25 protein-coding genes and 1 pseudogene are annotated in these 23,275 nt (G+C 64.6%); 9 read left to right on the top strand and 17 right to left on the bottom strand.

Annotated elements, in window-relative coordinates:
* Positions 1-94: 94 nt before the first annotated feature.
* The 8 genes from AX729_RS19980 to AX729_RS19945 all read right to left on the bottom strand — a co-directional run bounded on the left by AX729_RS19980 (position 95) and on the right by AX729_RS19945 (position 6,888).
* Positions 95-1,393, bottom strand: a complete 1,299-nt coding sequence (locus tag AX729_RS19980) for an ATP-binding protein (protein WP_061026119.1) — start codon at positions 1,391-1,393, stop codon at positions 95-97.
* A 46-nt stretch (positions 1,394-1,439) separates the two neighbouring features.
* Positions 1,440-2,495 carry a lysylphosphatidylglycerol synthase domain-containing protein gene (locus AX729_RS19975; protein ID WP_061026118.1) on the bottom strand — a complete coding sequence of 352 codons (1,056 nt, stop codon included), beginning with the start codon at positions 2,493-2,495 and terminating at the stop codon, positions 1,440-1,442.
* Between the two features lie 425 nt (positions 2,496-2,920).
* Positions 2,921-3,352: a GNAT family N-acetyltransferase gene (locus AX729_RS19970; protein WP_061026116.1), complete on the bottom strand. Its 432-nt coding sequence runs from the start codon at positions 3,350-3,352 to the stop codon at positions 2,921-2,923.
* An 18-nt stretch (positions 3,353-3,370) separates the two neighbouring features.
* Positions 3,371-3,598: a SelT/SelW/SelH family protein gene (locus AX729_RS19965; RefSeq protein WP_061026113.1), complete on the bottom strand. Its 228-nt coding sequence runs from the start codon at positions 3,596-3,598 to the stop codon at positions 3,371-3,373.
* Between the two features lie 11 nt (positions 3,599-3,609).
* Complete coding sequence (locus AX729_RS19960) at positions 3,610-4,515, bottom strand: haloalkane dehalogenase (RefSeq protein ID WP_061026112.1); 906 nt, start codon at positions 4,513-4,515, stop codon at positions 3,610-3,612.
* Positions 4,512-5,102, bottom strand: a complete 591-nt coding sequence (locus AX729_RS19955) for a TetR/AcrR family transcriptional regulator (protein WP_061026110.1) — start codon at positions 5,100-5,102, stop codon at positions 4,512-4,514. The genes AX729_RS19960 and AX729_RS19955 overlap by 4 nt, the downstream gene beginning before the upstream one ends.
* Positions 5,103-5,194: 92 nt before the next feature.
* Complete coding sequence (locus AX729_RS19950) at positions 5,195-5,491, bottom strand: hypothetical protein (RefSeq protein ID WP_061026108.1); 297 nt, start codon at positions 5,489-5,491, stop codon at positions 5,195-5,197.
* A 2-nt stretch (positions 5,492-5,493) separates the two neighbouring features.
* Positions 5,494-6,888: an OmpA family protein gene (locus AX729_RS19945; RefSeq protein WP_061026106.1), complete on the bottom strand. Its 1,395-nt coding sequence runs from the start codon at positions 6,886-6,888 to the stop codon at positions 5,494-5,496.
* 164 nt (positions 6,889-7,052) lie between these two features.
* Here AX729_RS19945 and AX729_RS19940 point away from each other — a divergent pair, with 164 nt between their 5' ends.
* The 3 genes from AX729_RS19940 (at position 7,053) to AX729_RS19930 (ending at position 9,762) form a co-directional block, all read left to right on the top strand.
* Positions 7,053-8,111, top strand: coding sequence for a polysaccharide deacetylase family protein (locus AX729_RS19940; protein WP_061026104.1), 1,059 nt, complete (start codon positions 7,053-7,055; stop codon positions 8,109-8,111).
* A gap of 80 nt (positions 8,112-8,191) precedes the next feature.
* Positions 8,192-9,004: an SDR family oxidoreductase gene (locus tag AX729_RS19935; RefSeq protein ID WP_061026101.1), complete on the top strand. Its 813-nt coding sequence runs from the start codon at positions 8,192-8,194 to the stop codon at positions 9,002-9,004.
* A 344-nt stretch (positions 9,005-9,348) separates the two neighbouring features.
* Positions 9,349-9,762, top strand: coding sequence for a hypothetical protein (locus AX729_RS19930; protein WP_245325283.1), 414 nt, complete (start codon positions 9,349-9,351; stop codon positions 9,760-9,762).
* A 187-nt stretch (positions 9,763-9,949) separates the two neighbouring features.
* On the opposite strand, the gene boxB is transcribed toward AX729_RS19930, so the two are convergent.
* The 4 genes from boxB to AX729_RS19910 all read right to left on the bottom strand — a co-directional run bounded on the left by boxB (position 9,950) and on the right by AX729_RS19910 (position 15,776).
* Positions 9,950-11,401, bottom strand: coding sequence for a benzoyl-CoA 2,3-epoxidase subunit BoxB (boxB, locus tag AX729_RS19925; RefSeq protein ID WP_061026100.1), 1,452 nt, complete (start codon positions 11,399-11,401; stop codon positions 9,950-9,952).
* A gap of 123 nt (positions 11,402-11,524) precedes the next feature.
* Positions 11,525-13,213: a 2,3-epoxybenzoyl-CoA dihydrolase gene (boxC, locus tag AX729_RS19920; RefSeq protein WP_061026098.1), complete on the bottom strand. Its 1,689-nt coding sequence runs from the start codon at positions 13,211-13,213 to the stop codon at positions 11,525-11,527.
* A 132-nt stretch (positions 13,214-13,345) separates the two neighbouring features.
* Complete coding sequence (locus tag AX729_RS19915; protein ID WP_061026096.1) at positions 13,346-14,164, bottom strand: alpha/beta fold hydrolase; 819 nt, start codon at positions 14,162-14,164, stop codon at positions 13,346-13,348.
* A gap of 70 nt (positions 14,165-14,234) precedes the next feature.
* Positions 14,235-15,776 carry a benzoate-CoA ligase family protein gene (locus tag AX729_RS19910; protein WP_061026130.1) on the bottom strand — a complete coding sequence of 514 codons (1,542 nt, stop codon included), beginning with the start codon at positions 15,774-15,776 and terminating at the stop codon, positions 14,235-14,237.
* 84 nt (positions 15,777-15,860) lie between these two features.
* On the opposite strand from AX729_RS19910, the gene AX729_RS19905 reads away from it, so the two are divergent.
* Together AX729_RS19905 and AX729_RS19900 are read left to right on the top strand one after the other, a co-directional pair.
* Positions 15,861-16,805, top strand: a complete 945-nt coding sequence (locus AX729_RS19905; RefSeq protein ID WP_283807810.1) for a helix-turn-helix transcriptional regulator — start codon at positions 15,861-15,863, stop codon at positions 16,803-16,805.
* Positions 16,806-16,818: 13 nt separating this feature from the next.
* Positions 16,819-17,214, top strand: a complete 396-nt coding sequence (locus AX729_RS19900; RefSeq protein ID WP_061026091.1) for a group II truncated hemoglobin — start codon at positions 16,819-16,821, stop codon at positions 17,212-17,214.
* Between the two features lie 139 nt (positions 17,215-17,353).
* Here AX729_RS19900 and AX729_RS19895 read toward each other — a convergent pair whose 3' ends face one another.
* Positions 17,354-17,686, bottom strand: coding sequence for a PRC-barrel domain-containing protein (locus tag AX729_RS19895; RefSeq protein WP_061026089.1), 333 nt, complete (start codon positions 17,684-17,686; stop codon positions 17,354-17,356).
* A gap of 267 nt (positions 17,687-17,953) precedes the next feature.
* On the opposite strand from AX729_RS19895, the gene AX729_RS19890 reads away from it, so the two are divergent.
* The 3 genes from AX729_RS19890 to AX729_RS19880 all read left to right on the top strand — a co-directional run bounded on the left by AX729_RS19890 (position 17,954) and on the right by AX729_RS19880 (position 20,071).
* Positions 17,954-18,787 (top strand): helix-turn-helix domain-containing protein, encoded by an 834-nt coding sequence (locus AX729_RS19890; protein WP_061026129.1) that lies wholly within the window; start codon positions 17,954-17,956, stop codon positions 18,785-18,787.
* 76 nt (positions 18,788-18,863) lie between these two features.
* Entirely contained in the window at positions 18,864-19,298 is a 435-nt protein-coding gene (locus AX729_RS19885) for a VOC family protein (RefSeq protein ID WP_061026087.1), read from the top strand.
* A gap of 56 nt (positions 19,299-19,354) precedes the next feature.
* On the top strand, positions 19,355-20,071 hold the full coding sequence (locus tag AX729_RS19880) for a transglutaminase-like domain-containing protein (RefSeq protein WP_245325281.1): 717 nt from the start codon (positions 19,355-19,357) through the stop codon (positions 20,069-20,071).
* Positions 20,072-20,166: 95 nt separating this feature from the next.
* On the opposite strand, the pseudogene AX729_RS38745 reads toward AX729_RS19880, so the two are convergent.
* Positions 20,167-20,331: pseudogene (locus AX729_RS38745) on the bottom strand (IclR family transcriptional regulator); the annotation flags it as partial.
* A gap of 355 nt (positions 20,332-20,686) precedes the next feature.
* Here AX729_RS38745 and AX729_RS19875 point away from each other — a divergent pair.
* The gene (locus tag AX729_RS19875) at positions 20,687-21,031 is read left to right on the top strand and encodes a hypothetical protein (RefSeq protein WP_245325279.1); all 345 of its coding nucleotides are present in this window, start codon (positions 20,687-20,689) and stop codon (positions 21,029-21,031) included.
* 55 nt (positions 21,032-21,086) lie between these two features.
* On the opposite strand, the gene AX729_RS19870 is transcribed toward AX729_RS19875, so the two are convergent.
* The 3 genes from AX729_RS19870 to AX729_RS19860 form a co-directional block, all read right to left on the bottom strand.
* Positions 21,087-21,800, bottom strand: a complete 714-nt coding sequence (locus AX729_RS19870; protein WP_061026084.1) for an ABC transporter ATP-binding protein — start codon at positions 21,798-21,800, stop codon at positions 21,087-21,089.
* Entirely contained in the window at positions 21,793-22,560 is a 768-nt protein-coding gene (locus tag AX729_RS19865; RefSeq protein ID WP_061026082.1) for an ABC transporter ATP-binding protein, read from the bottom strand. Before AX729_RS19865 ends, AX729_RS19870 begins: the two co-directional genes overlap by 8 nt.
* Positions 22,553-23,275, bottom strand: a 723-nt coding sequence (locus AX729_RS19860; protein ID WP_061026080.1) for a branched-chain amino acid ABC transporter permease, incomplete at its 5' end; no start/stop codon positions are given. The genes AX729_RS19865 and AX729_RS19860, both read right to left, overlap by 8 nt.

The raw sequence follows: 23,275 nt of genomic DNA, 5'->3' as shown, positions 1-23,275 counted from the left end.
CCCCGCGCCGCCCGTTTAGGAGCGGTCGGCTGTGCTTTTACGAAGGTTTCGTGACAGCTGGATGACGCGGACAAGCGATTGAAATCATTGAGCTTTAAGTCAATGCCGAATTCTTCACCTGGGGAAAACAGGCCGTGAAAGTGGCGCCCTGCCGGGGCACGCTCTCGATCAGAAGCCGGCCCCGATGACGGTTAAGAATATGTTTCACCAGCGATAATCCGAGCCCGGTCCCGCCTTGCGAGCGGCTGTCGCCGACGTCCACCCGGTAGAAGCGCTCGGTGAGCCGGGGCAGGTGCTCGGGCGCGATGCCGGGGCCGAAATCGCGGACCAGGACCCGGATTTCCTGAGCTCCATCAGCGGCCGTGCTCGACGTCAGCGACACGATGACGCGTCCGCCGGAGGCGCCGTATTTGAGCGCGTTCTCGATCAGGTTCTCGAACAGGCGGAGCAACTCCTCGCGGTCTCCCGCGATCATCACCGGCGCCTCCGGCAGATGGAGCTCGACCTCGACCTGGCGCTCGCGCGCCAGCGGTTCGAGCCCGTCGGCGACCTGGCGGATGATCGGCAGCAGGTCGACCAGCGTGTCGGGCCGGACATGGGCCGACAGCTCGACCCGCGACAGCGACAGCAGATCGTCGATCAGGCGCGCCATGCGGGTGGCCTGGTTGTGCATGATGCCGAGGAAGCGCTCGCGCGCCTTGGGATCGTCCTTGGCCTGACCCTGGAGCGTATCGATGAACCCCGACAGCGCGGCCAGCGGCGTGCGCAGCTCGTGGCTGGCATTGGCGACGAAGTCGGCGCGCATCTCCTCGACCCGGCGCAGTGGCGTCTGGTCGTGGAAGGTCATCAGCATGCATTTGTCGGCGCCGCCGAAGCTGGTGGGCACCGGCACCGGCGTGATCATGAGCTCCATCCAGCGATCGACCGGAACATGGTCGAGATAGGTCGCGCGCCGCGGCTCGGTGGTCGCGATCGCCTCGCGCAGCGCCGTGATGATCTCCGGCGAGCGCAGCGCGAATTGGGCGAGCTCGTTCCTGCGCAGCGCCGGCGCGAGCTGGGCCGCCGCGGCGTTGAGGTGGATGACGCGGCCGGCGCGGTCGAGCAGGACCGCCGGATCCGGCATGCCGGCAACCACCGCGGCCACCGCCGCGCTCTCGACCGGGTTGATGCGCCTGACGTCGTCGCGGGAGGCGGCGGGATCGTGCAGGCGCCAGGGGATCAGGGCAGCCGCCGCGATGCAGAGGAACACGATTGCGGCGTGCAGCGCCGCCAATTCGCCGAGCGACACCACGACGGACAGCGCCAGCGCCGCGGCGATCAGAATGACGGTCGAGTGCCGCAGCCGGTCGGACCAGGGCTGGGCGGGGGGAGAAGATGGGGCGTCGATCGCCATCGGGGCAGGCTTCTCCTGGGGGCTTGTCCTAAGGACCCGGCACCGGTCAGGCGCCGCTGTCGCTGCGCTCTCTCACATAGGCGGCTTCAGGCGCCGGGCCTGGGTCCAGCTTGAGCGCCGCCTGATGCAACCGCTTCGATCGCGCGCCGATGATAATTTCGCGAAGCGTCAGCAAGATTACAGATAGGACGAAGGGCGCCAGATAATAGAGCACGCGGAACAGCAGCATGCCGCCCAGAAGCTCCTCCCGGTCCATCTGCCAGAGGCCGACCAGCATGGCGGCGTCAAACACGCCGAGCCCCCCCGGCGAATGGCTGGCGAAGCCGAGCAGGGTCGCCGAGACGAAGATTACCGCGACCACGACGAAACCGAGATTGGGCTCGTCCGGGACCAGCACGTACATCGCCAGCGCGCAGAACCCGAGATCGACGATGCCGATCGCGATCTGGAGCAGCGTCAGCGGGCCGCCCGGCAGCACCACGGTCCAGGGGCCGCGGCCGACCACCCGCGGCTGGGTCCAGACCCAGACCACGTAGCCGACCAGCGCCACGATGATCATCAGGGCCAGTGCCCGGTTCAGCCAGGGCGGCAGCTGGTCGATCGAGGCCGCGGCCTCAGGATGGTAGGCGATTCCGAGGCCGAGCACGGCGGCATTGCCCAGCCAGAAAGTAAGGCCGGCGAGAAAGCAGATTTTTGCGACGTCGATCGCATTCAGCCCATAGGCCGAGTAGATGCGGTAGCGCACCGCGCCGCCGGTGAAGACGCTGGCGCCGACATTGTGGCCGATCGAATAGCTGGTGAAGGCCGCAAGCGCGTTGATGCGATAGGGCACATGGGCATGACCGATCGCGCGCGTGGCGAAGAGGTCGTAGAAGGTCAGGGTGAAGTAGCCCGCAGTGACGAACAGCGCCGCCATCGCAATCTGGCTCGGCTCGGTGCTCTTGATCGCTTCGAGGACCTCGTTGAAGTCGATGCCGCGCAGCATGTGATAGAGCACATAGCAAGCGATGCCGATGACCGCGATGCTGATCACAACTCCAAGCTTATGCAGGATTTGCTTCTGGCGCAGAAACGACGTCGCCCTGCGTATGGCTTCCAGCATCTAGACCTCGAACAACGCTTCAGCGGCCAGGGTGGCCGGCAGACAGGCGGACGACGCACAGGCACTCAACGAACCTTCGCCGCCGGCTCCGGCATCGCGCATGCCCCCTGCCCCTCCACTAGCGCGTTTTCGGGCGAAGTGGAATTCGCCAATTCGAACAAAAACACGTGCCTTCAATATTTTAGGCAGGGTGATGGGCTCCTGATGCACGGTTTGGCGCCTTCGGCGGGAGGGCTGACGCGAATCTCCATGGCAATCCTGCGCAGGCGCCATGAAGTTTTGATGATTTCGGCCGCACAATGTTCCGTCACGCCTTAGGCCGACGTCAATCTATGAGCGCCGCCCACATGTTGAAAGAGGGGGCTCCTCAAGCATTGTTCATGGCTTTTCGATGCACCGGAAGACTGCGGGCACCGGGCGCGGCCTCAAGGCGCGGTCAAATAGCCGCGGCGATAAGCGCCGGCCTGATCGTCGAAGATGGCCATGGCGGTGGTCATCCGCCGGAAGCCGAGACGCTCGTAAAACCCTTCCTTGCCCGGGACGGCGTAGAGGATGATCTTGCGATGGCCGCGGCAACGCACCAGCAGGCGCTCGATGACCTCGCGGCCAAGACCTTGCCCCTGGCTGTCCGGGTGTACGGCGACATCGCACAGATAGGCGCAGTCGCGGCCGTCGGCCAGCACGCGCCCTGCGCCAACGATGCGGCGGTCCTCCCTGGCGAAGGCGCGATACATGCTGTTGCGGAATACCAGCGCAAGATCGCCCGGCGCCTTGTTGCCGAGCGGGGCGATGCGATAGAGCTCGGATAGCTCGTCCCAGTCGATCCCGGCGAGATCATCGGTCCAGACAATCGACATCGCAAAAGCCCTCCCCGCTCAGCCCTGCGCGGCGCTGACGGCCGCGACGATGTCGTCGCCGTCAGGAAAATAGCCCTTGCTGCGGCTGGCGACGATCCGGTCACCAAGCTTGACCTGGAAAACGCCGCCCTTGCCGGGGACGAGATTGGCGTCCAGCCCCAGCTGCCGGTGCAGCGCTGCGGCCGCCTCCCTGGCGCGCTTCTCATAGCCGCACGGCCGGCAATAGATGATGGTCACGTCCGACATCGCATCCTCCGTCAGGCCGCAAGCTGCGGACGCACCGCCTCGATGCCGGCGATCCAGCCGGCCACGGAACGGCCGATCCCCTCGGGGTGATCTTCCTGGAGGTAGTGCCGGCCATGACCGAGGCGGACGAGTGCGCAGTGCTGCAGCGAGGCCGCAAACGTCTCGGCAAATTCCGGAGCGACCACCGCCCCCGGCTCGCCCGCGAACAGCAGCTTCGGATATGTGGACGCCTTCAGCAATGCATGAGCCGATTGCAGCGCTTGATGGACATCGGCGGGCTCGCCCGCGATCGGCAGTTCACGCGGGAAGGCCAGAACCGGACGGCGGCTCGCCGGCGTCGGAAAGGGTGCGCGATAAGGTGCCATCTCGTCTTCGCTCAGGCTGCGCATGATCCCGCCGGGCAGCACGCGTTCGACGAAAGCGTTCGCCTGCAGGATCATCGCCTCGCCCTCGCCCGGCGTCCTGAATTTGCGGAACGTGTCGCGCGCTGCTTCGACCTGATGGAAGTCCTGCCAGGTCGGCATCGGCCGGATGAACTCCATGAAGGCAAGGCCACGCACGAAGTCCGGTCGGCGCGCGGCGAGATGAAATGCAAGCGCGGTGCCCCAATCCTGCGCAACGAGATAAGCCGAATTGATGCCGAGCTGTTCGATCAGCGCGTCGAGATAACGGACATGGTCGAAGAAGCGGTAGGCGATATCGGGCTTGCCGGACCGGCCGAAGCCGATGAGATCGGGCGCAATGCAATGTGCCACCGGCGCGACCAGCGGCAAAATGTTTCGCCAGATGTGCGACGACGTCGGATTGCCGTGAAGGAAGAGCGCGACCGGCGCATCCTGCGCGCCCGTCTCGCGATAGGCCATCGTGCTTCCCAGCACGGACGCGCTGCGAATCTGGATCTCGGCTTGCTGGCTCATGTCGGCTCCCTGAAGACGGTTTTGAAGGCGATGGTCTTGAAGCGCTCGAGCGCCCGAGGCGTGCGGTCGACTTTCATCCGCAGGATCGCGCCCTGCCAGGACGCGAGCAGGAAGTCGGCGAGCTCCTCAGGCTCGAATTCGGAATCGATCTCGCCGCTTGCTTGCGCCTCGCGGATGCAGGCGGCGAAGGGCATGCGCCATTCGGCAAAGATTTCGCCAAGGCGGCTGCGCAGCATCTCGCTGCTGCCGGCCGCTTCCAAGCTGAGATCGCCGATCAGGCAACCGCGTCCGTAGCCGTCGGCTTCGAGCCGTCCGGTGATGATGTCGAGGTAGCGCCTGAGCCGCGCCCGCGGGGTCAGCGAGTCGTCTTCAAGGGCCTCCGCGACCAATCCCTTGGTGATCTCGAAGTAGCGATTCAGCACTTCCGAGGCGAACGCTTCCTTGGAGCGGAAATGATTGGTGAACGACCCCTGCGGCGCGCCCGCCGCGGCGGTGACGTCGCGCACGCTGGTGCCGTGATAGCCGGTCCGGAACATGACCTTGAGGCCGGCATCGAGGATGGCGTCTTTGTTTGAAGGCTTGGGCATGAGCGGAATAATACGTACGTATTATTGTCAAGCCGGACGTCATGGGCCGCTTACGCGCGTCTGTCTGGACAAGAGGGGTTTGGTGGCGAGCCTCAGCCGGCCCGCATGCTGCGCGAGACCACCCGGTCGCGCAGCCAGGCGCCGATGGTGCAACCGACGAGGTAGCACGCGAACATGATCAGGCCGAGATCGAGCCAATAGCCAAAACGGCCGGGGACCACATGGGTGAACGAAGCCGCGACGAGACCCACGGCAAGCGCGGCGAGCCACCGCGCGGTCACTTTCGAGGTGCCGTTGCCGCGCTGGACAACCGAGATCCAGCCCATGCAGAAGCCGAGCAGCAGCGAGCCGATCAGCCAGCCCAGATGGAACGAGACGAGATAGGGCATCGTCACCTCACCAGAAATTCGATGCGGCGGTTCTGCGCCTTGCCTTCATCGGTGTCGTTGCCGGCGACGGGCTGCGTGCTGCCATGGCCAACCGCGGTGAAGCGGCTGGCAGGCAGGCCGGCCTTGACCAGATAGTCGATCACCGCCTGCGCTCGCTTTTCCGAGAGAGCCTGGTTGAAGGCGTCCTCGCCATCGGCGTCGGTATGCCCGACGACCTCGATATTGGTGGTGGGGCAGCGCAGCGCCGTCTCGATGAGACGATCGAGGATGCCGGCCGAGTCAGGGTCGATGTCCGCGCGCTTGGTCGCGAAGCGGATCTTGCCCTTGGTCAGGAGCTCCGAGAACAGTTGCTGGCAGACGGTGCCGTCGACCGGGCCTGCCGCCGGCTTCACCGTGATCTCCGGCTTGTACTGCCAGTTCTTCGGAAAGTCCTTGCCGAGGCCTGCGCGGATGTCGTTGGCGGCCCCTTCGTACAGCGCATCGCCTGACAGCTTCACCTCGCGGTCGGAGACGACGAGCGTCCCGGTCGACAGCCGCGACAGCGCGCCGAGTGCTGCGACGACCGCCGTGTTGAAGGAGCCGGGTGCGCCGATGCTGGCCTTGAGATTGTCGACGACCTTCTCGGTGAAGAACTTCCGCGAGGCGCTGGTGGCGATCGCGGCATGGACGTTGTTGTCGGGAACATAGCCGGTCAGCGTCACCGTCGCGGCCACCGGGTCCTTGTAGGCTTGGAAGATATAGGGCGGAGCCTTGATCTCGTTGGCGGCAATCGAGAAACCCTCGGGCAGGTTCTTCAGCGCGGCCGCGATCGCCTCGCGGCCGCCGAGCTCGCGCGCCATGCCCGACAGATTGACCTTGGTGTCCGTTATCGTGATCTTGCCGTCCTTGAGCTTGCCGATCTGATCCAGCAACAGCATCGCGGCCGCCTCGAACCGCGGCGGCGCACCGCGCGCCAGCCCCATCTGGTCGGCCACCTCGACGCCGCCGACTTCCTTGCGGGCGGCCTCGGTCAGCCGGGCCTTCATCGACGGCAGGGGCGCGGAGCCCGACAGCGTCACGCGCACCACGTCGCGCTCGGCATTCCAGACGAAGGGCTTGGCCTCAGGAACAAGGCGGGTCCGGTCGTCGACCAGGCGGACGCCGGGCACGGTCTCGACCGCCATCACGGCGTCGCGGCGACCCTCCTCGGAGAAGGCGTCCGCGGCCAGGCCGACGTCGCGGCCATCGACCGCGATCCGGGTCTTGTCCAAAACGGTATTCTTCAGCGCAGCCGAGCTGCGGGCCGACAAATCGGCCTCAACCGGTAAGGTATTATTCCAGGCCGCAAATCCCCACATGACGGCCAGGGGGATCAGCCCCGGCCACCATTTGCTGGCCCACCTGAAAAGCTTCTGCATTCGACGACCCGAACTCTGGAAACGGAGACAAAACAAACCCTTGGCAGGCTGTCAAACCGGAAATGGTGCCATTCCGAAGGCCCGGCCTGGACAATCGGAATAACTTTTTCTTCAAGGGTTCCTCCGTAAGTTGAGGACGGAATGCCAGAGTCCCCCGGCCGGTCATGAAACAACTGCGTAACAACGTCATCCGCGCCGGGCTGGGAGCACTCTATTTCAGCGGGGCGCACCACCTGTTGCGCCCGCTTTTGTCGGGCGTCGGCGCCATCTTCATGCTGCACCATGTGCGGCCGGCCCGCGAGGCCGCGTTCCAGCCGAACCGGCATCTCGAAGTCACCCCCGAATTCCTGCGCGCGACGCTGTGCCATTTGCGCTCGCGCGACATCGACATCGTCAGCATGGACGAGCTGCACGAGCGGCTGGTGCAAGGCCGGTTCGATCGCCGCTTCGCGGCCTTCACCCTCGACGACGGCTATCGCGACAATCTCGACTATGCACTGCCGGTGCTGCGCGAATTTGACGCGCCTCTCGCAGTCTACGTCGCGAGCGATTTCGCCGACGGCACCGGACGATTGTGGTGGACGGCGCTGGAGGCCGTGATCGCCAAAGCCGAGCAGATCGACGTCAGAATCGGCAATTCCGAGCTGCGGCTCGATGCGACGACGCCGGTGGCCAAGCAGGCAGCGTTCGACCGCCTGCACGACTGGCTGCGCGCGCTGCCGGGCGAACACGATCTCAAGCGGGAGATCGAAGCGCTCTGCGCGACGCACCACGTCGACATGGAAGCGCTGTGCCGGAGCCTCTGCCTGTCCTGGGCCGAGCTGAAGAGCTTTGCCGCCGACCCGCTGGTCACGATCGGCGCGCATAGCGTCAGCCATTGCAACCTCGCCAAGCTGGCCGAAGACATCGCCGCGCAGGAGATCGCCACGAGCCGCGCACGGATCGAGCAGGTGCTGGATCGCCCCGTGCTGCACCTCGCCTATCCCTATGGCGACCGCGACGCCGCGGGCGCGCGCGAATTCGCCCTTGCCGCATCCGCCGGCTTCAAGACCGCGGTGACGACACGGCCCGGCATGCTGTTCGCGGAGAACGCCGGCCACATGACCGCGCTGCCCCGCGTCTCGCTCAACGGCAACTATCAGGACACGCGCGTCCTGCCGGTGCTGACCTCGGGCGCCGCAACCGCGATGTGGAACGGCTTCCGCCGCATCGCGGCGGCGTAACCGCTGTCGCGCTTCATCCGGCGCCTTTCTTGACTCCCCTTCCCGCCCCGCCCACAACAGCGCCAACCAAGGGAGGCATCATGTTCAACGATCTGTTCTCGCTCAACGGCCGCGTCGCGCTGGTGACCGGCGGCTCGCGCGGCATCGGCAAGATGATCGCGGCGGGATTTCTCAGCGCCGGCGCGGCAAAGGTCTACATCACCGCGCGCAAGGCAGGGCCATGCGAGGAGACCGCCAAGGCGCTCACCGCACAATATGACGGCGAATGCATCGCGCTGCCGATCGACATCTCGACGGTTGCCGGCGCCGAGTTGCTGGCGAGCGAGTACAACAAGCGCGAGTCCAAGCTTGACATCCTCGTCAACAATGCCGGCGCGGCATGGGGCGCGGATTTCGACGAATTCCCGGAAAGCGGCTGGGACAAGGTGATGAACCTCAATGTCAAAGCGCCGTTCTTCCTGACCAAGGCGCTGGCGCCGACGCTACGTGCCTCGGCCAGCGCAGCGCGGCCGGTCAAGGTGATCAATATCGCCTCGATCGATGGCATCTTCGTCAATCCGGGCGAAACCTATTCCTACGCCGCGAGCAAGGCCGGGTTGATTCACCTGACCCGGCGGATGGCGGTGAAGCTCATCCCCGACCACGTCGTGGTCACCGCGATCGCGCCCGGCCCGTTCAAGTCCGACATGAACCGCGCTGCGCGCGACCACGCCGACGAAGTCTCGACGCGCGTGCCTGCGGGCCGCATCGGCACCGACGAGGACATGGCGGGCGCCGCGATCTATCTCGCCTCGCGCGCCGGAGATTACGTTGTGGGCGCGACCATCGCGGTCGATGGCGGGATCGTTTACGCCAACCCGGGGATCAAGGGCAGCGGGTGGGATAGTGATTGATCGGACGATCTCTCGTCCCGCGCAGTGAGGCTCCAAACCAAAACGTCGAAAACAACCCCATGCACAGTAGAAAACTCCTTGATCGACAAGGGGTTTTTCCGGGTGCGCTGACGCGATTTTTGCAGCCAGTGCGCGGTTGACACGTCGGGCAAAACATCTGTCGCGAGCCGTTGCGGGCAGGCACGGCAAAACATGCCAGCGCATGCTCCGACAAATGCTGTTGGTCCGCGTACGAGGTTGGGACTTGCGCTGCGCCGGCGAGCCGGAAAGCCCTTGACGCAAGGAAACACCATGGATTTGGATCAATCGGAAGACCCTGATGGGTCGATGGACGGAGCCGACCGGTGGGATTTTTGCCGAGAATTGTGCTCGCAGCCGCTCTCGTGAGCCTTGCACCCACCGTCGCCCAGGCGGCAAAGCAAGCCGTGGCGTCTCCGGCCTTGCAGAAAGAATTCGATGCCTTCATCGAAAAATTTCGCGCGGCGGTGAAAGCAGACGATCCCGCCGCCGTCGCCGCGATGACCAAATTGCCGTTCATGAACGAAAGCGATATTCGCGACGCCGCGCAATTTCGCGCCAAGACCTATCGCACCTTCTTCACGGCGAAAAATCGCGCGTGTCTCCAGAAAAACAAGGCTGTCTACGATCGCGATCAGGAGAAGAATGAGAATTATTTCATCTTCTGCGGCGAGACCATGTTCGGCTTTAGCAAGACGCCGGCGGGTTTCCTTTTCACGGATATCGGCGCGAACGACTGATCCGGCAGCTACCTACTGCCGTTGGACGTTGAGAGGCTGGTGACACTGTCATGCCCCGGCTTGACCGGGGCATCCAGTAGGCCGCGTCTCGGTTTATCTATGCTGTCTCTGGGGTACTGGATCACCCGCCTTCGCGGGTGATGACAGTGAGCGTGCCGCGAAAGCGTCGCGTCTCCCAAACAGCCGCCTACGATTCGATCTTCACGTACTCGAAATCGCCGGGCTTGTTGTCGATGCCGACCTTGGGCGGCGAGATCCAGGAGGCGTACTGGCCGATCTCGGTGACGGGCTGCATCAGGGAGGTGATGAAGTCGCCGTCGCTCGCCGAGGGCAGCCATTCGTCCTTGCGCTTGGCCCAGGTGGCATCGTCGATCAGGATGCCGTCGGGCGTCGCGTGGACGTCCTTGAACTCGCCGATGTGGCGATGGAAGGCGACGTTGGGGAGCTTGAGCTGGAAGTCGTAGCCCGCGGTCGAGATCACCTTGTTCCAGCGCAGCATGCCCTTGACGCAATCCTGGCTGTAATCGTCGCGCAGGCGCATGTTGAGCGCAGTCAGCGCCGGCTCGTCGACCAGCTTGATCTCGCCGTTGATCAGCTTGAGCACCGGATAGGTGGAGTTCTTGAGCTGGTGATCGTCTTCGATCTGCGTCTCGTGATAGCGGCCCTTGATGCCGGCGTTGAAGGCGTTGGCCGCGTTGGTCGAAACCTCGGAGCCGAACAGGTCGAGCGACAGCGTGTAGTGCAGGTTCAGCTTCTTCTGGATGGTCGGCAGGTCGATCACACCGAGCGCGCGGACTTTTGCGATGTCGGTGGGATCGGCGATGCCGGCTTGCTTCATCGCATCGCAGGTGCGTTGCACGACGCGGGTGATGCCGGTCTCGCCGACGAACATGTGGTGCGCTTCCTCGGTCAGCATGAAGCGGCAGGTGCGCGACAGCGGATCGAAGCCCGACTGCGCCAGCGAGTGCAGCTGCATCTTGCCGTCGCGGTCGGTGAAGTAGGTGAACATGAAGAAGGACAGCCAGTCGGGCGTTGCCTCGTTGAAGGCGCCGAGCATGCGCGGCGCATCGGCATCGCCGGAGCGGCGGCGCAAGAGATCGTCGGCTTCCTCGCGGCCGTCGCGGCCAAAGTACTTCTGCAGCAGATAGACCATCGCCCAGAGGTGACGGCCTTCCTCGACATTGACCTGGAACAGGTTGCGCATGTCGTAGAGCGAGGGTGCGGTCTTGCCGAGATGGCGCTGCTGCTCGACCGAGGCCGGCTCGGTGTCGCCCTGGATCACGATCAGGCGACGCAGCATGGCGCGATGCTCACCCGGCACCTCCTGCCAGGCCGGCTCGCCGTAATGCTCGCCGAACGGCACGACGCGGTTCTCTTCCTGCGGCGCAAGGAGGATGCCCCAGCGATATTCGGGCATGCGGACGTAGTCGAACTTGGCCCAGCCGCGCGGATCGACCGAATAGGCGGTGCGCAAATACACCAGCGATTCCTGGAAGCCCTCAGGCCCCATGTCGCTCCACCAGTCCATGTAGCCGGGATGCCAGCCCTCGAGCGCTTTGAGCACCTGGCGGTCTTCGGCGAGATTCACGTTGTTCGGAATCTTGGTCGAGTAGTCGACGTTCATGATGTTCATGTTCATGGCCGTGCTCTCCTTGCGATCTCGTTCCGTCATGCCCGGCCTTGTGCCGGGCATCCACGTTCTTGCTTCCTTGAGCGAAGGACGTGGATGGCCGGGACAAGCCCGGCCATGACACGGTGAATGTCAGACTCGCGTCATATCGAATTTCGGCTTCTGGCCGCTGCCGTAGCGGCGCAGCGCGCCTTCCTCGCCGACCGCGTTCGGGCGTTGGAAGATCCAGTTTTGCCAGGCGGTCAGGCGCGAGAAGATCTTCGACTCCATCGTCTCGGGGCCAACGAAGCGCAGGCTCGCCTCCATGCCCGTGAGGCTGTCGGGCGAGAAGCTTGCGCGCTCCTCGAGGAACACGCGGACCTCGTCGTCCCAGTCGATGTCGTCGAGTGCGAAGGTGACGAGGCCGAGCTCCTCGGCCTCCTCGGCATCCAGGCTGGTGCCGATGGTCGCTTCCGCGCGCTCCACATCGGACGGATCGGCCTGGAACCGCGACTGAAGCCGCGTCAGGCCATGGCTCATCGGATAGGGGCCAAAATTCATCGCCGAAAGCTCGATCGACGGCGGCGGGCGGTTGTCGCCCTGGCGCGTCCCGATCAGCATGTAGGAGCGGTCGGCGGCGAACACGAGCTCGGCGAGCGTGCCGGCAAAGCAGGAGCCGGGCTCGACCAGCGTCACCAGCGTGCGCGAGGTGACGTCGATGCGCTTGAGCACGCGCTTCCAGTAATGGCGGATCTCGTTGACCAGCCAGTGCGCCTTGTTGGCTTCGAGGAAGGCATCGCAAGCGAGCACGTGGGCACGATCGCCGTGGCTCTTGAACACCAGCATGGCGATCTCGAGCTCGTTGATGCGCAGATGCAGGATGGCGTCGTCGAGCTCGCGCGCGACCTGGAGCGGCCAGAACGATGCGCCCTGCGCCATCATGCCGTCGATGTCGGCAGGCGGCGCGGCCTCCGGTGCCTTGATCGAGATGGTGGCGATGCGGGCAGTGCGATCGATGTCGACGGTGACGAAGCCGTAACGGATGCTGGTCTCATCGATGACGCGCGCGAGCGGCGTCAGCGCGACGCCCTTGCCGCTGCCGGTGCGTTTCGAGGCTGCCGCGAATTCCCTGGCGCGCTCGGCGATCTTGGCTTCCAGCTTGGAGTTCGGCGCGATCTCGTCGACGAGGCGCCACTGCACCGCACGCTTGCCCTTCACACCCTCCTCGATGGTGCAGAAGAAATCGGCGTGGTCGCGGCGCACCTTGCGCTTGTCGACGACGCGCGTGAGGCCGCCGGTGCCCGGCAGCACCGCGAGCAGCGGCACTTCGGGCAGCGCGACGGCGGACGAGCCGTCATCGGCGAGGATGATGTGATCGGTCGCGAGCGCCAGCTCATAGCCGCCGCCGGCGGCGGAGCCGTTCACGACGGTGATGAAGCGCTGGCCGGAATTCTCCGAGGAGTCTTCCATGCCGTTGCGGGTCTCGTTGGTGAACTTGCAGAAGTTCACCTTGTGGGCATGCGTGGAGCCCGCCAGCATGCGGATATTGGCGCCGGCACAGAAGACGCGGTTCTTGGCCGAGCGCATCACCACGACCTTGACCTCGGGATGCTCGAAGCGAAGCCGCTGGAGCGCGTCAGCGAGCTCGATATCGACGCCGAGATCGTAGGAGTTGAGCTTGAGCAGGTAGCCCTCGAACAGGCCCCCGTTCTCGTCGACGTCCATGGTCAGCGTCGCGACGTCGCCATCGACCGCGAGCTTCCAGTGCTTGTAGCGGGACGGTTCGGTCTGGAAATCGATGAATGTCGCGCCGCCTGCGAGGCGCCGATCTTCCCCGGCCATGGGTCATCCCTGAGCTTGATTATGCGTTTTGGCTTGAGCGTCAGATGCACAATAATGCATCTTCTTGAGCGCGTCTAGCCCTTAACAGCCACAGCATGCACTTTGTTTCATGTCAGCCACGCGCGGCCGCCATCACGCGGCGCGTCCTTGCAGGCCCTGATCGTCGCGCAGGGCCGCTCTTGCGAACTGCGCGATCGCCTCGAGCGTCGGCCCGGGCGCTTCACGATGCGGAGAATGCCCCGCGCCCGGAATGATCTTCGGATCGACCGGGCAGTAGCACTCTTCCTGTGCGATCTCGACCTGACGCAGGGTGCCATATTGGTCGTCCGCGCCTTGCAGGACCATGATGGGGACGCGGATATAGGCGAGGTATTCCGAGATGTCCCAGTCGCGAAACTTCGGATCGAGCCAGGCGCCGTTCCAGCCGTAAAAGGCGTTGTCGACGTCCTTGTGCCAGCGCGACAGTTTTGCCTTGAGGTCCGTGGTCTCGAACGTCGTCTTGATCGCCGCGATGGATTTGATCGAGATGTCCTCGACGATGAAATGCGGCGCGATGAGCACGAGACCATTCAGGCGGTGATCCTGATGCGCCCCGGCATAGATCGTCGCGATCGAGGCGCCGTCGGAATGGCCGAGCAGGAGACCGCGCTTGAAGCCGATCATGTCGAGCAGCTTCGGCAACACGTCCAGCGCCTCGCGCTGCATGTAGTCGAGCGGCCGCGGCAGCGTGACCGGACTGGACTGTCCGTAACCCGCGCGTGAATAGGCGAAGATGCCGGCACCGGTCGCCTGCTGCAGCTTTTCCGGAAAGTCACCCCAGAGGCCGACTGAGCCGAGGCCTTCGTGCAGCATCACGATGGTCGGCGCATCGGCCGCTTGCGGCGCGAGCCATTTGTATTCGAGGCTGGCAGTGCCGACGTCGAGAAAGCCGGTGGGGGTGAGATTGGTCATGGTCTTCTTCCTGTTCGCTCCGTCTGCACCCTCCCCTGGAGGGTAAGAAGCAAGTCCGCGACCTGCCCTCTCAATTCGCGCCCTCGCGCAGCTTGAAGCGCTGGATCTTCCCGGTCGCGGTCTTCGGGAGCGAGTCCACCACGTCGATCCAGCGCGGATATTTCCAGGGGCCGATCTTCTGCTTGACGTGCTCCTTCAGCATTTCCTGGAGATTGCTCGTCGTCACGCCCGGCCGCAGCACGACGAAGGCCTTCGGCTTCAACAGCCCTTCCGGATCGGCTTCGGGCACGACGGCGGCTTCCAGCACGGCCGGATGCGTGATCAGCGCGCTTTCGACCTCGAACGGCGAGACCCAGATGCCGGAGACCTTGAACATGTCGTCGGCGCGGCCGCAGAAGGTGTAGCGGCCCTCGCCGTCCCTGACATATTTGTCGCCGGTGCGCGTCCATGGTCCTTCGAACGTGCGGCGGCTCTTGTGACGCTGATTCCAGTAGCCTTCGCCGGCGGAGGGCGCATCGACCAGGAGCTCGCCGACCTCGCCGTCGGCGACGTCCTGCCCGGCCTCGTTGACGAGCCGTACCGCATAGCCCGGCACCGGCTTGCCGGACGAGCCGTATTTGATGTCGCCGGGCGCGTTCGAGAGAAAGATGTGCAACAGCTCGGTCGAGCCGACGCCATCGAGAATGTCGACGCCGAAGCGCGCCTTCCAGCTGTTGCCGACCGATTCCGGCAGCGCCTCGCCGGCCGAGGTGCAGATGCGCAACGCCTTGCCGCAACGCTCGCTTTTCATCGTCTCGTCGTTGAGCATGGCCGCAAACAGCGTCGGCACGCCGTAGAAGATCGACGGGTTGTAGCGGTTCATCAGGTCGAACATGCGCGCCGGTGTCGGCCGCTCGCTGTTGAGAATGACGCTGGCGCCGACCGACATCGGGAAAGTCAGCGCATTGCCGAGACCGTAGGCGAAGAACAGCTTCGCCGCGGACAGACAGACATCGCTCTCGCGGATGCCGAGCACCTGCTTTGCATAGGTATCGGCGGTCGCCTGCAAATTCGAATGCAGATGGCGCACGCCCTTGGGCATGCCGGTCGAGCCGGACGAATACAGCCAGAACGCCGGCTCGTCCGGATGCGTCACGGCGGTGGTGAACTGCTCGCTCTCGCCTGAGACCTCCTCGGTGAGCTGCTTGTGGCCGTTCTGCTTGGCGCCGGAGACCACGACATGCTCCAGATCGGGCATGCGGCCGACGACGTCCTTGATGACGGGATAGAGCGCTTCGGACACGAACAGCACGCGCGCGCGGCAGTCGGCGAGGATGTAGGCGTACTGATCCGCGGTCAGCAGCGTGTTGAGCGGCACCGGCACGATGCCGGCGCGGATCGCACCCAGGAACACGATCGGGAAATCGACGGTGTCCAGCATGATCATCGCCACGCGCTCCTCGCGGCGGACGCCAAGCCGGCGCAGCATGTTGGCAACGCGCCGGGTCTCGCGCACGAGCTCGCCATAGGTGAGCCGCGAGACCGTGTCGTCGAAGGCGAGCTTGCTGCCACGGCCTTCCTCGATGTTACGATCGAGCAGCCAGGTCACCGCATTATAGGATCCCTCGCTCACGGACATCTCCCCCGAATTTAGAATTATAATTCATAGAAAGACACCGCCACGGCTTGCTGTCAATGCCAGCAGGCACTATGTTTCATTAAAACGCGCCGCAGGACATCCGTAAAGAGGCTCATGACCGAAAGTCCCGACGCCGAATCCCGATTTCTCGAACAGCTCGGCCAGCGCGTGCGCACCATGCGCGCATTGCGCGGCATGTCGCGCAAGGTGCTCGCCAAGGTATCGGGGATTTCGGAGCGCTACATCGCGCAGCTCGAAAGCGGCAAGGGCAATGTCTCGATCGTGCTGCTGCGCCGTGTCTCGGACGCGATGGGCGCGCATCTGGAAGATTTGCTGCCTAGCGCCGATCCGACTCCGGACTGGCAGATGTTTCGCGACCTCCTGCGCAAGGCAACGCCCGCACAGATCGCGCAGGCCAAGGATGTGCTCGCCGGCGGCACCGTCTCCGCGCCGCGGCGAGCGCCATTCTGCGGCATCGCCCTGATCGGCCTGCGCGGCGCCGGCAAGTCGACGCTTGGGCGGATGCTGGCGAAAAAGATCGGCTGGAGCTTCGTCGAACTCAACAAGGAGGTCGAGCAGCAGAACGGGCTGTCGGTCGCCGAGATCATCGCGCTCTACGGCCAGGAAGGCTTTCGCCGCATGGAGCAGGCGGCGCTGCAACAGCTGCTCGCGCGCAACGAGCTGATGGTGCTGGCGACCGGCGGCGGCATCGTCTCCGAGCCCCTGACCTTCGACCAGGTCCTGACCTCGTTCTACACGATCTGGCTGAAGGCCGAGCCCGAGGAGCACATGGCGCGCGTCCGCCGCCAGGGCGATCTGCGCCCGATGGCGGATGATCGCTCCGCAATGGCGGAGCTGCGCAACATCCTGCTCAGCCGCGAGCCGCTGTATTCGCGCGCCAATGCGGTCGTGGACACGGCAGGACTGAGCGTCGATGCCGCTGCCGCGCGCTTGATCGACGCGGTGCGGCCGGTGCTGCAGAACGAAGCCCGCAGCTTCGGCCTGCGCAGCGTGGCGCTTTGATTTCCGTGCTCGTATGACCAATATCGACGCGACCACCTCCCTGTTCGATCGGATCGGCGGCAGCGCGACGATCGATCTCCTCGTCGACCGCTTCTACGAACGCATGGACACGCTGCCGGAAGCGCAAGTCATCCGCGCCATGCATGCGGATGATCTCGGCGTGATCAGGGACGTGCTGAAGCGCTATCTCACCGAGTGGACCGGCGGCCCGCGGCTATACTCCGTCGAGAAGGGTCATCCGCGGCTGCGCCAGCGCCATATGGGCTTCGCTATCGGCGATGCCGAGCGCGACGCGTGGATGCTCTGCATGCGCGGCGCGCTGGAAGAGACGGTGACAGACAGCGCCGCGCGGCAGGATCTCGACACGGCACTATCCGGTCTTGCCGATTGGATGCGCAACCGGAACTGATCGGGACCGTATTGCCGACATTTGGCCCGCCTACGGAAGCTGCGACGCCGCTAAAGCATGATCCGGAAAAGTGCACAGCAGTTTTCCGAAAAGATCACGCTTAAACAACAACCTAACAGGCTGCTGAAGCCATTCCGCTTTAGATCGACCAGTAATGCGGATGCGGGTACGGCCGCGAGCGGTCGCCCCAGTCGAACGCATCGCCATCGAATTCGCATGGGCCGCTGCTGAGCTCGTCCAGCGTCAGCTCGATCTGGAAAGCCTGCCGTCCTGGATCGTATTTCAGCGCGCTCCACTGGAGCGGATAATGGTGACGCGTACCGAGCAGCCCGCCGGTCTTGATCACGGCATAAGCGACCGTTCCGCTCATCTTGTCCAGCATCAGTCGCTCGATCGTGCCGAGCTTTGTGCCATCGCGTCCGTAGACGGCGACGTGCTCCACGCGATCACTGGGAACCATGGTGTGGTTCATGGTGTCCTCCCTGTTCTCTTGTGCTTGCGACAACTATAGCACCGTTTTCGAGGCGGCGGGAGCAGCTACGTAAGCTGCGATCGCACCGCCCTCCGCGCCTTTCCGCAACAACGGCAGGAAGCGGTTGATCGGTTCCCGCGCCGGCACGTGATCAATCGTCTGGTCGACCGCCTCTACGAGCGCATGGACACGCTGCCGGAAGCGACTCCGTCTCTTGGTGCGATCCCATCGTCCGGCTAAGCTGTGCACGACAACGGAGGCTTCTCCATGGACGCAAGCACCGCGCCGGAAATCATCAGACGGCCTGTCCCCGCGCATATGGCGCACATCGTCTCGTCGATCTCCTGCTACCGCGAGCGAGGTCTCGGCCTGACCAGTTTTCGGCACGCCGCGCCGCTGTCCCTGCCGTTGCTCATCAGCCTTGGAACCCCGTTCCGCATCGCGCTCGGACGCGAGCCCGGTCGGTCGGATACCCAGCCGAGCTTTGCGGCCGGCTTGTTTCCCGGACCGGTGCAGATTGAATCCGACGGCCGCGCCATATGCATCCAGATCGACTTCACGCCGCTCGGCGCCTATCGCTTCTACGGCGGCGCCGTGCCTGACCTCACGGCGCGCATCGTCGATATCGGAGATTTGCTTGGCCGCGACGGCCGAGAAGTCGGCGAGAAGGTGGCGGACGCAGAGGGGTGGCAGCAACGCCTGGAGATCATCGAGGCTTTCGTGCTCGAGCGTACGGTGAACGAACCCTCTCCCGCGATCGCCGCGGCGATCGCGCGGCTCTGGCGCAGCGCCGGCGCGGCGCGCATCTCCGAGATCGCAACCGACATCGGCTGGAGCCGCAAGCATCTGTCGCGACGGTTTCAAAACGAGATCGGCGTGTCACCGAAGACACTGGCGCGGATGCTGCGCTTCCACCGCGCCTGCGAATTGGCGCGGAGCGGGAATAAGTACGGATGGGCCGGCATCGCGCTCGAAGCGGGCTTTGCCGACCAGGCGCATCTTGCCCGCGAGTTCCGGGAATTCAGCGGCGAAAAGCCGACGAGTTGGGCCGCGCGGCTGGCCCACACGGACCCTCGCCTGATGCGGGAGGCCGGCGGATAAGTCCAGGTCCCATTTGTTCAAGCCGCGGGCCGACGGCTGACCTAGGGTGCGCGCTCAACCCCACGGGAGACAGTCAATGTCGAACTCAATCGGGAACGAAGCGCCGCGCCTTTATCATACACTGCGCTGCAGGGACGCCGAGGCGATGATCGCCTGGCTGACGAACGTCCTCGGCTTCACCGAACGCGTGATCTACAGGCGCGAGAACGTCATCGCGCATGCCGAATTGTCGTTCGGGACATCCATCCTGATGCTCGGGGCAGACCGCCCCGATGCCTATGGGAAGAGTGTCGGAGACCTCGACGGACGCAGGACCGACTCGGTGTATCTGGCCGTTGACGATCCCGACGCGCTCTACGCAAAGGTAAAGGCGTCCGGAGCTCGGATCGAGATGGAATTGCACGATACCGATTACGGCAGCCGGGACTTTGCGGCGCGGGATCCCGAGGGAGGTTTGTGGAGCTTCGGCACCTACTGGCCCAAGGTCGGCGAAGACCCGCTGCCGGGCTGATCGCGAGTCACACGAGATGCGCAGGGCTGACATCCAGGCGCGAACGAGCACGGAGCGTGGACAACGCGCCACGCCGCATTACACTTGCAGGCATGACCGAGATCCTCCCCGACACCCTCCGCCGGCTCTACACCGATCCCGGCGAATATATCGACAGCGACCACCCCGCCGTGCAGTGCTTCGCCGAGACCAGCGTGCGCGCGGAGGCGAGCGCGCGCGAAAAGGCGAGCGTGCTCTACAAGGCGGTGCGCGACGGGATCCGCTACAACCCTTATGTCAGCATGCGCGTCGCCGAGACTTTTCGCGCATCGAGCGTCCTCGCCGCCGGTCAAGGCTATTGCGTCGGCAAGGCGTCGCTCTATGCAGCCGCGTGCCGCGTCCACGGCATTCCCGCCCGCGTCGGCTTTGCCGATGTGAAGAACCATCTGACCACCGAGAAGCTGCGCGCGAGCATGGGCACCGACATCTTCACCTGGCACGGCTTCACGGAAGTGTTCGTCGACGGCGCCTGGCGCAAGGCGACGCCGACGTTCAACGATACGCTCTGCGCCAAGGTCGGCGTGGCCCCGCTCGATTTCGACGGCCACACCGATGCGCTGCTGCACCCCTTCGACGGCGAAGGCCGTGCCTACATGCAATACGTCAACGACCGCGGCAGCTATCACGACGTGCCCGCGAAATTCCTGATGCGTGAGATGGCGCGCGACTACGCCAACATGCAGGGCGAGGATCTGTCGAGCCGCGACATGGAGCGCGAGGCAGAGGCGCGGTAGCGTACGATGCCGTAGCCAGCGATAGCCCGGATGAGCGGAGCGACATCCGGGATTACTCGCGAACAGTTTCCCGGGTATCGCTTCGCTCACCCGGGCTACAACAATTGCGAGCGCACGGACTCCGCGCCATCGCGCAGCAGCGGCAGGAAGCGATCGATCAGTTCCTGTTCCGGGACGCGATCGACATGGGCCCCCATGTTGATCGCGGCGACGGTCACATCGTCGTAGCGGCGCACGGGCACCGAGATCGAGCGGAAATGCCTAGATCGACCGCTTCCTGGCCGAGGTCACCGACTGGGAGCACCGCGAATATTTCGAGGTGTTTTGAGAACGGTCCCACGCCTCACGGTGCCGTGAGGCGATTTCGTCGGCGCTGTTCCGACGACATTTCGTCGCCGTCCGATGAAGCCATTTTCCGCCCGCCTCGAAAATCGCCGGAAAAACGCAGGGCTTAGGCTTGCGCCCTATGATCAACAATGGAGTTCGATCATGTGGGATCAATTGTTCAGCCTGATCTATCACCTGTCCTGCCGGAGCACCCTGACCGAAATCGGAACGCACCGTCTGGCGCGTTGGCGGCAGGTCGGTGAGATTTGAGTAAGACGGATTGACCAAATGGCGGGGAAGACCATGCGCAAGCTGATTCTGATCGCGGCAATGTCGGTGCTTGCGACCCTGGCCCATGCCGGAGGCTCGCGGGGCCTGAGTCTTGCGGCAACCAATACCAACCAGCAGGCGATCGAGCAGCCGGCAGTTGCCGGCACACCATCAACTGCGGCGCAGCCAGCGGCCAGGCAGACAGCAACCGTAACACCCGATGCGACGACGCAGCCTGCAGCCACGGCTGCACCACCCGCCCCAGCCGCACCGACACAGGCCGCGACCAAGCCCAAGCGCCGCACACCGTCGATCGAGACCCGCGTGGTCCGCGAGTTGCACCGCCACGGGATCTATTGGTGATGAGAGACGACTCCCTCCTCCTTGCGAGAGGAGGGTGGATCAGCTCATCACGACATCAGATTCCCAGGTATTTGTGCTGTAGATCCGGCGCGGCCACCAGCTCGTCGGAGGTGCCGCTCCACACCGTCTTGCCGCGTTCGATGATGTAGTGACGGTCGCAGATGCGGGCGAGATGGTCGACATTCTTGTCGACGACCAGGATCGACTGCCCGCGGCTCTTGAGCAACGACAGGCAGTTCCAGATCTCCTCGCGGATCAGCGGCGCGAGGCCTTCGGTCGCTTCGTCCAGGATCAGGAGTTTCGGATTGGTCATCAACGCCCGGCCGATCGCGAGCATCTGCTGTTCGCCGCCGGAGAGCTGGTTGCCCATGTTCGAGACCCGCTCGGCGAGGCGCGGGAACAGCACGTAGATCGCGGCCAGCGTCCAGGGATTGTTGCTGCCGAAGCGGTCGGCGGCGGCCGCCACCAGATTTTCGCGCACGGTGAGGTTCGGGAAGATCTGGCGTCCTTCGGGAACGAGGCCGACCCCGAGCTTCGCAATCCTGTAGGACGGAAGCTGTCGCACCTCGGTGCCGGCGAAGCGGATCGTACCGGCGCGCGCCGGCGTCAGGCCCATGATGGAGCGGATGGTGGTGGTCTTGCCCATACCGTTGCGGCCCATCAGCGAGACCATCTCGCCCGGCCTGATCGACAGCGACAGGCCGAACAGCACCTGGGAGAGGCCGTAGCAGGTCTCGATGCCTTCGACGTCGAGCAGCGTGTCAGCCATGATGCGTCACCACGTGCTGATCGCCGAGATAGGCGCGCTTGACGTCCTCGTTCTGGCGAATCTCGGCCGGATCGCCGGAGGCGATGACGCGGCCATAGACGAGGACCGAGATGCGGTCGGCGAGCGCGAACACCGCCGGCATGTCGTGCTCGACCAGCACGATCGAGACCTCCTTGCGCAGTTCCTGAAGGAGCTTCACCATGCGCTGGGACTCGGTCGCGCCGAGGCCGGCCATCGGCTCATCCAGCAGCAGCAATTTCGGCTTGCTCGCGAGCGCAACCGCAAGCTCGAGCTCGCGACGCTCGCCATGGCTGAGCCTGTTCACCACGACGTCGGCGCGATGGGCGAGACCGACGCGATCGAGCGCCGCATGGGCGGCATCGCGCAGGCCTTTCTCCTTGCGCGCGTTGGCGAAGAAGCGGAAGGAGGTCCCGGCATGGGCCTGCGCCGCCAGTGCCACATTGTCTGCAGCAGTGAAATCCAGCAGCAGCGAGGTGATCTGGAACGAACGCGCGAGGCCGAGTGCGCAGCGGCGATAAGCCGGCAGATCGGTGATATCGCGGCCGCCGAGCAGAACGCTGCCGGAATGAGGGGACAGGTGCCCGGTGAGCTGACTGATCAGCGTGGTCTTGCCGGCACCGTTTGGACCGATGATGGCGTGCAGTTCGCCTGCCGCGACGTCGAGCGAGACGTGATCCGTCGCGATGATGCCGCCGAAGCGACGCACCAGCTTTTTGACGCAAAGCAGAGGCTCAGCCACGGCCAGCCCTCCCCAGAGCGCCCATGATGCCGCCGCGGCCGAACAGGACGATGAGCAGCAGGAGCGGGCCCATGATCAGCGCCCAATATTCGGTGATCTGCGACAGGAGCTCTTCCAGCAGCAGGAACACCACCGCGCCCATGACCGGGCCGAACAGCGTACCCATGCCGCCCAGGATCACCATTACCATCAGATCGCCGGAGCGCGTCCAGTACATGACGGCCGGGCTGACGAAGTCGGTGTTGTTGGCGAGCAGCGCCCCGGCAAGGCCGCACATGGTGCCTGAAATGACGAAGCAGACCAGCTGGTAGCGTTTGGCGGGGAAGCCGATCGCCTGCATGCGCTGCTCGTTGGAGCGAAGGCCCTGTACGACGAGGCCGAAGCGCGAATTGACGATGCGCCAGATCAGGAAGATCACGCCGAACAGGCAGGCGAGGCAGAGATAATAGAATTGCGTGCGGTTCGACAGGTCGATCAGGCCGGAGAAGTCGCTGCGTTTGTAGACGGTGAGGCCGTCGTCGCCGCCGTAGCGCGCCAGGCCCGAGGCGACGTAATAGGCCATCTGCGCGAAGGCCAGCGTGATCATGATGAAATAGACGCCGCGGGTGCGCAAGCTGAGCGCGCCGATCACCAGCGCGTAAGTCGCCGAGGCCGCGAGCGCGACCGGAAACTGGATGAAGCCGCTTCCGACGCCTTCCTGCGCCAGCATGCCGAC

Source organism: Bradyrhizobium sp. CCH5-F6 (assembly GCF_001556045.1).
Classification (GTDB): Bacteria; Pseudomonadota; Alphaproteobacteria; order Rhizobiales; family Xanthobacteraceae; genus Bradyrhizobium.
This window is presented reverse-complemented; position numbering and strand designations above follow the sequence as displayed.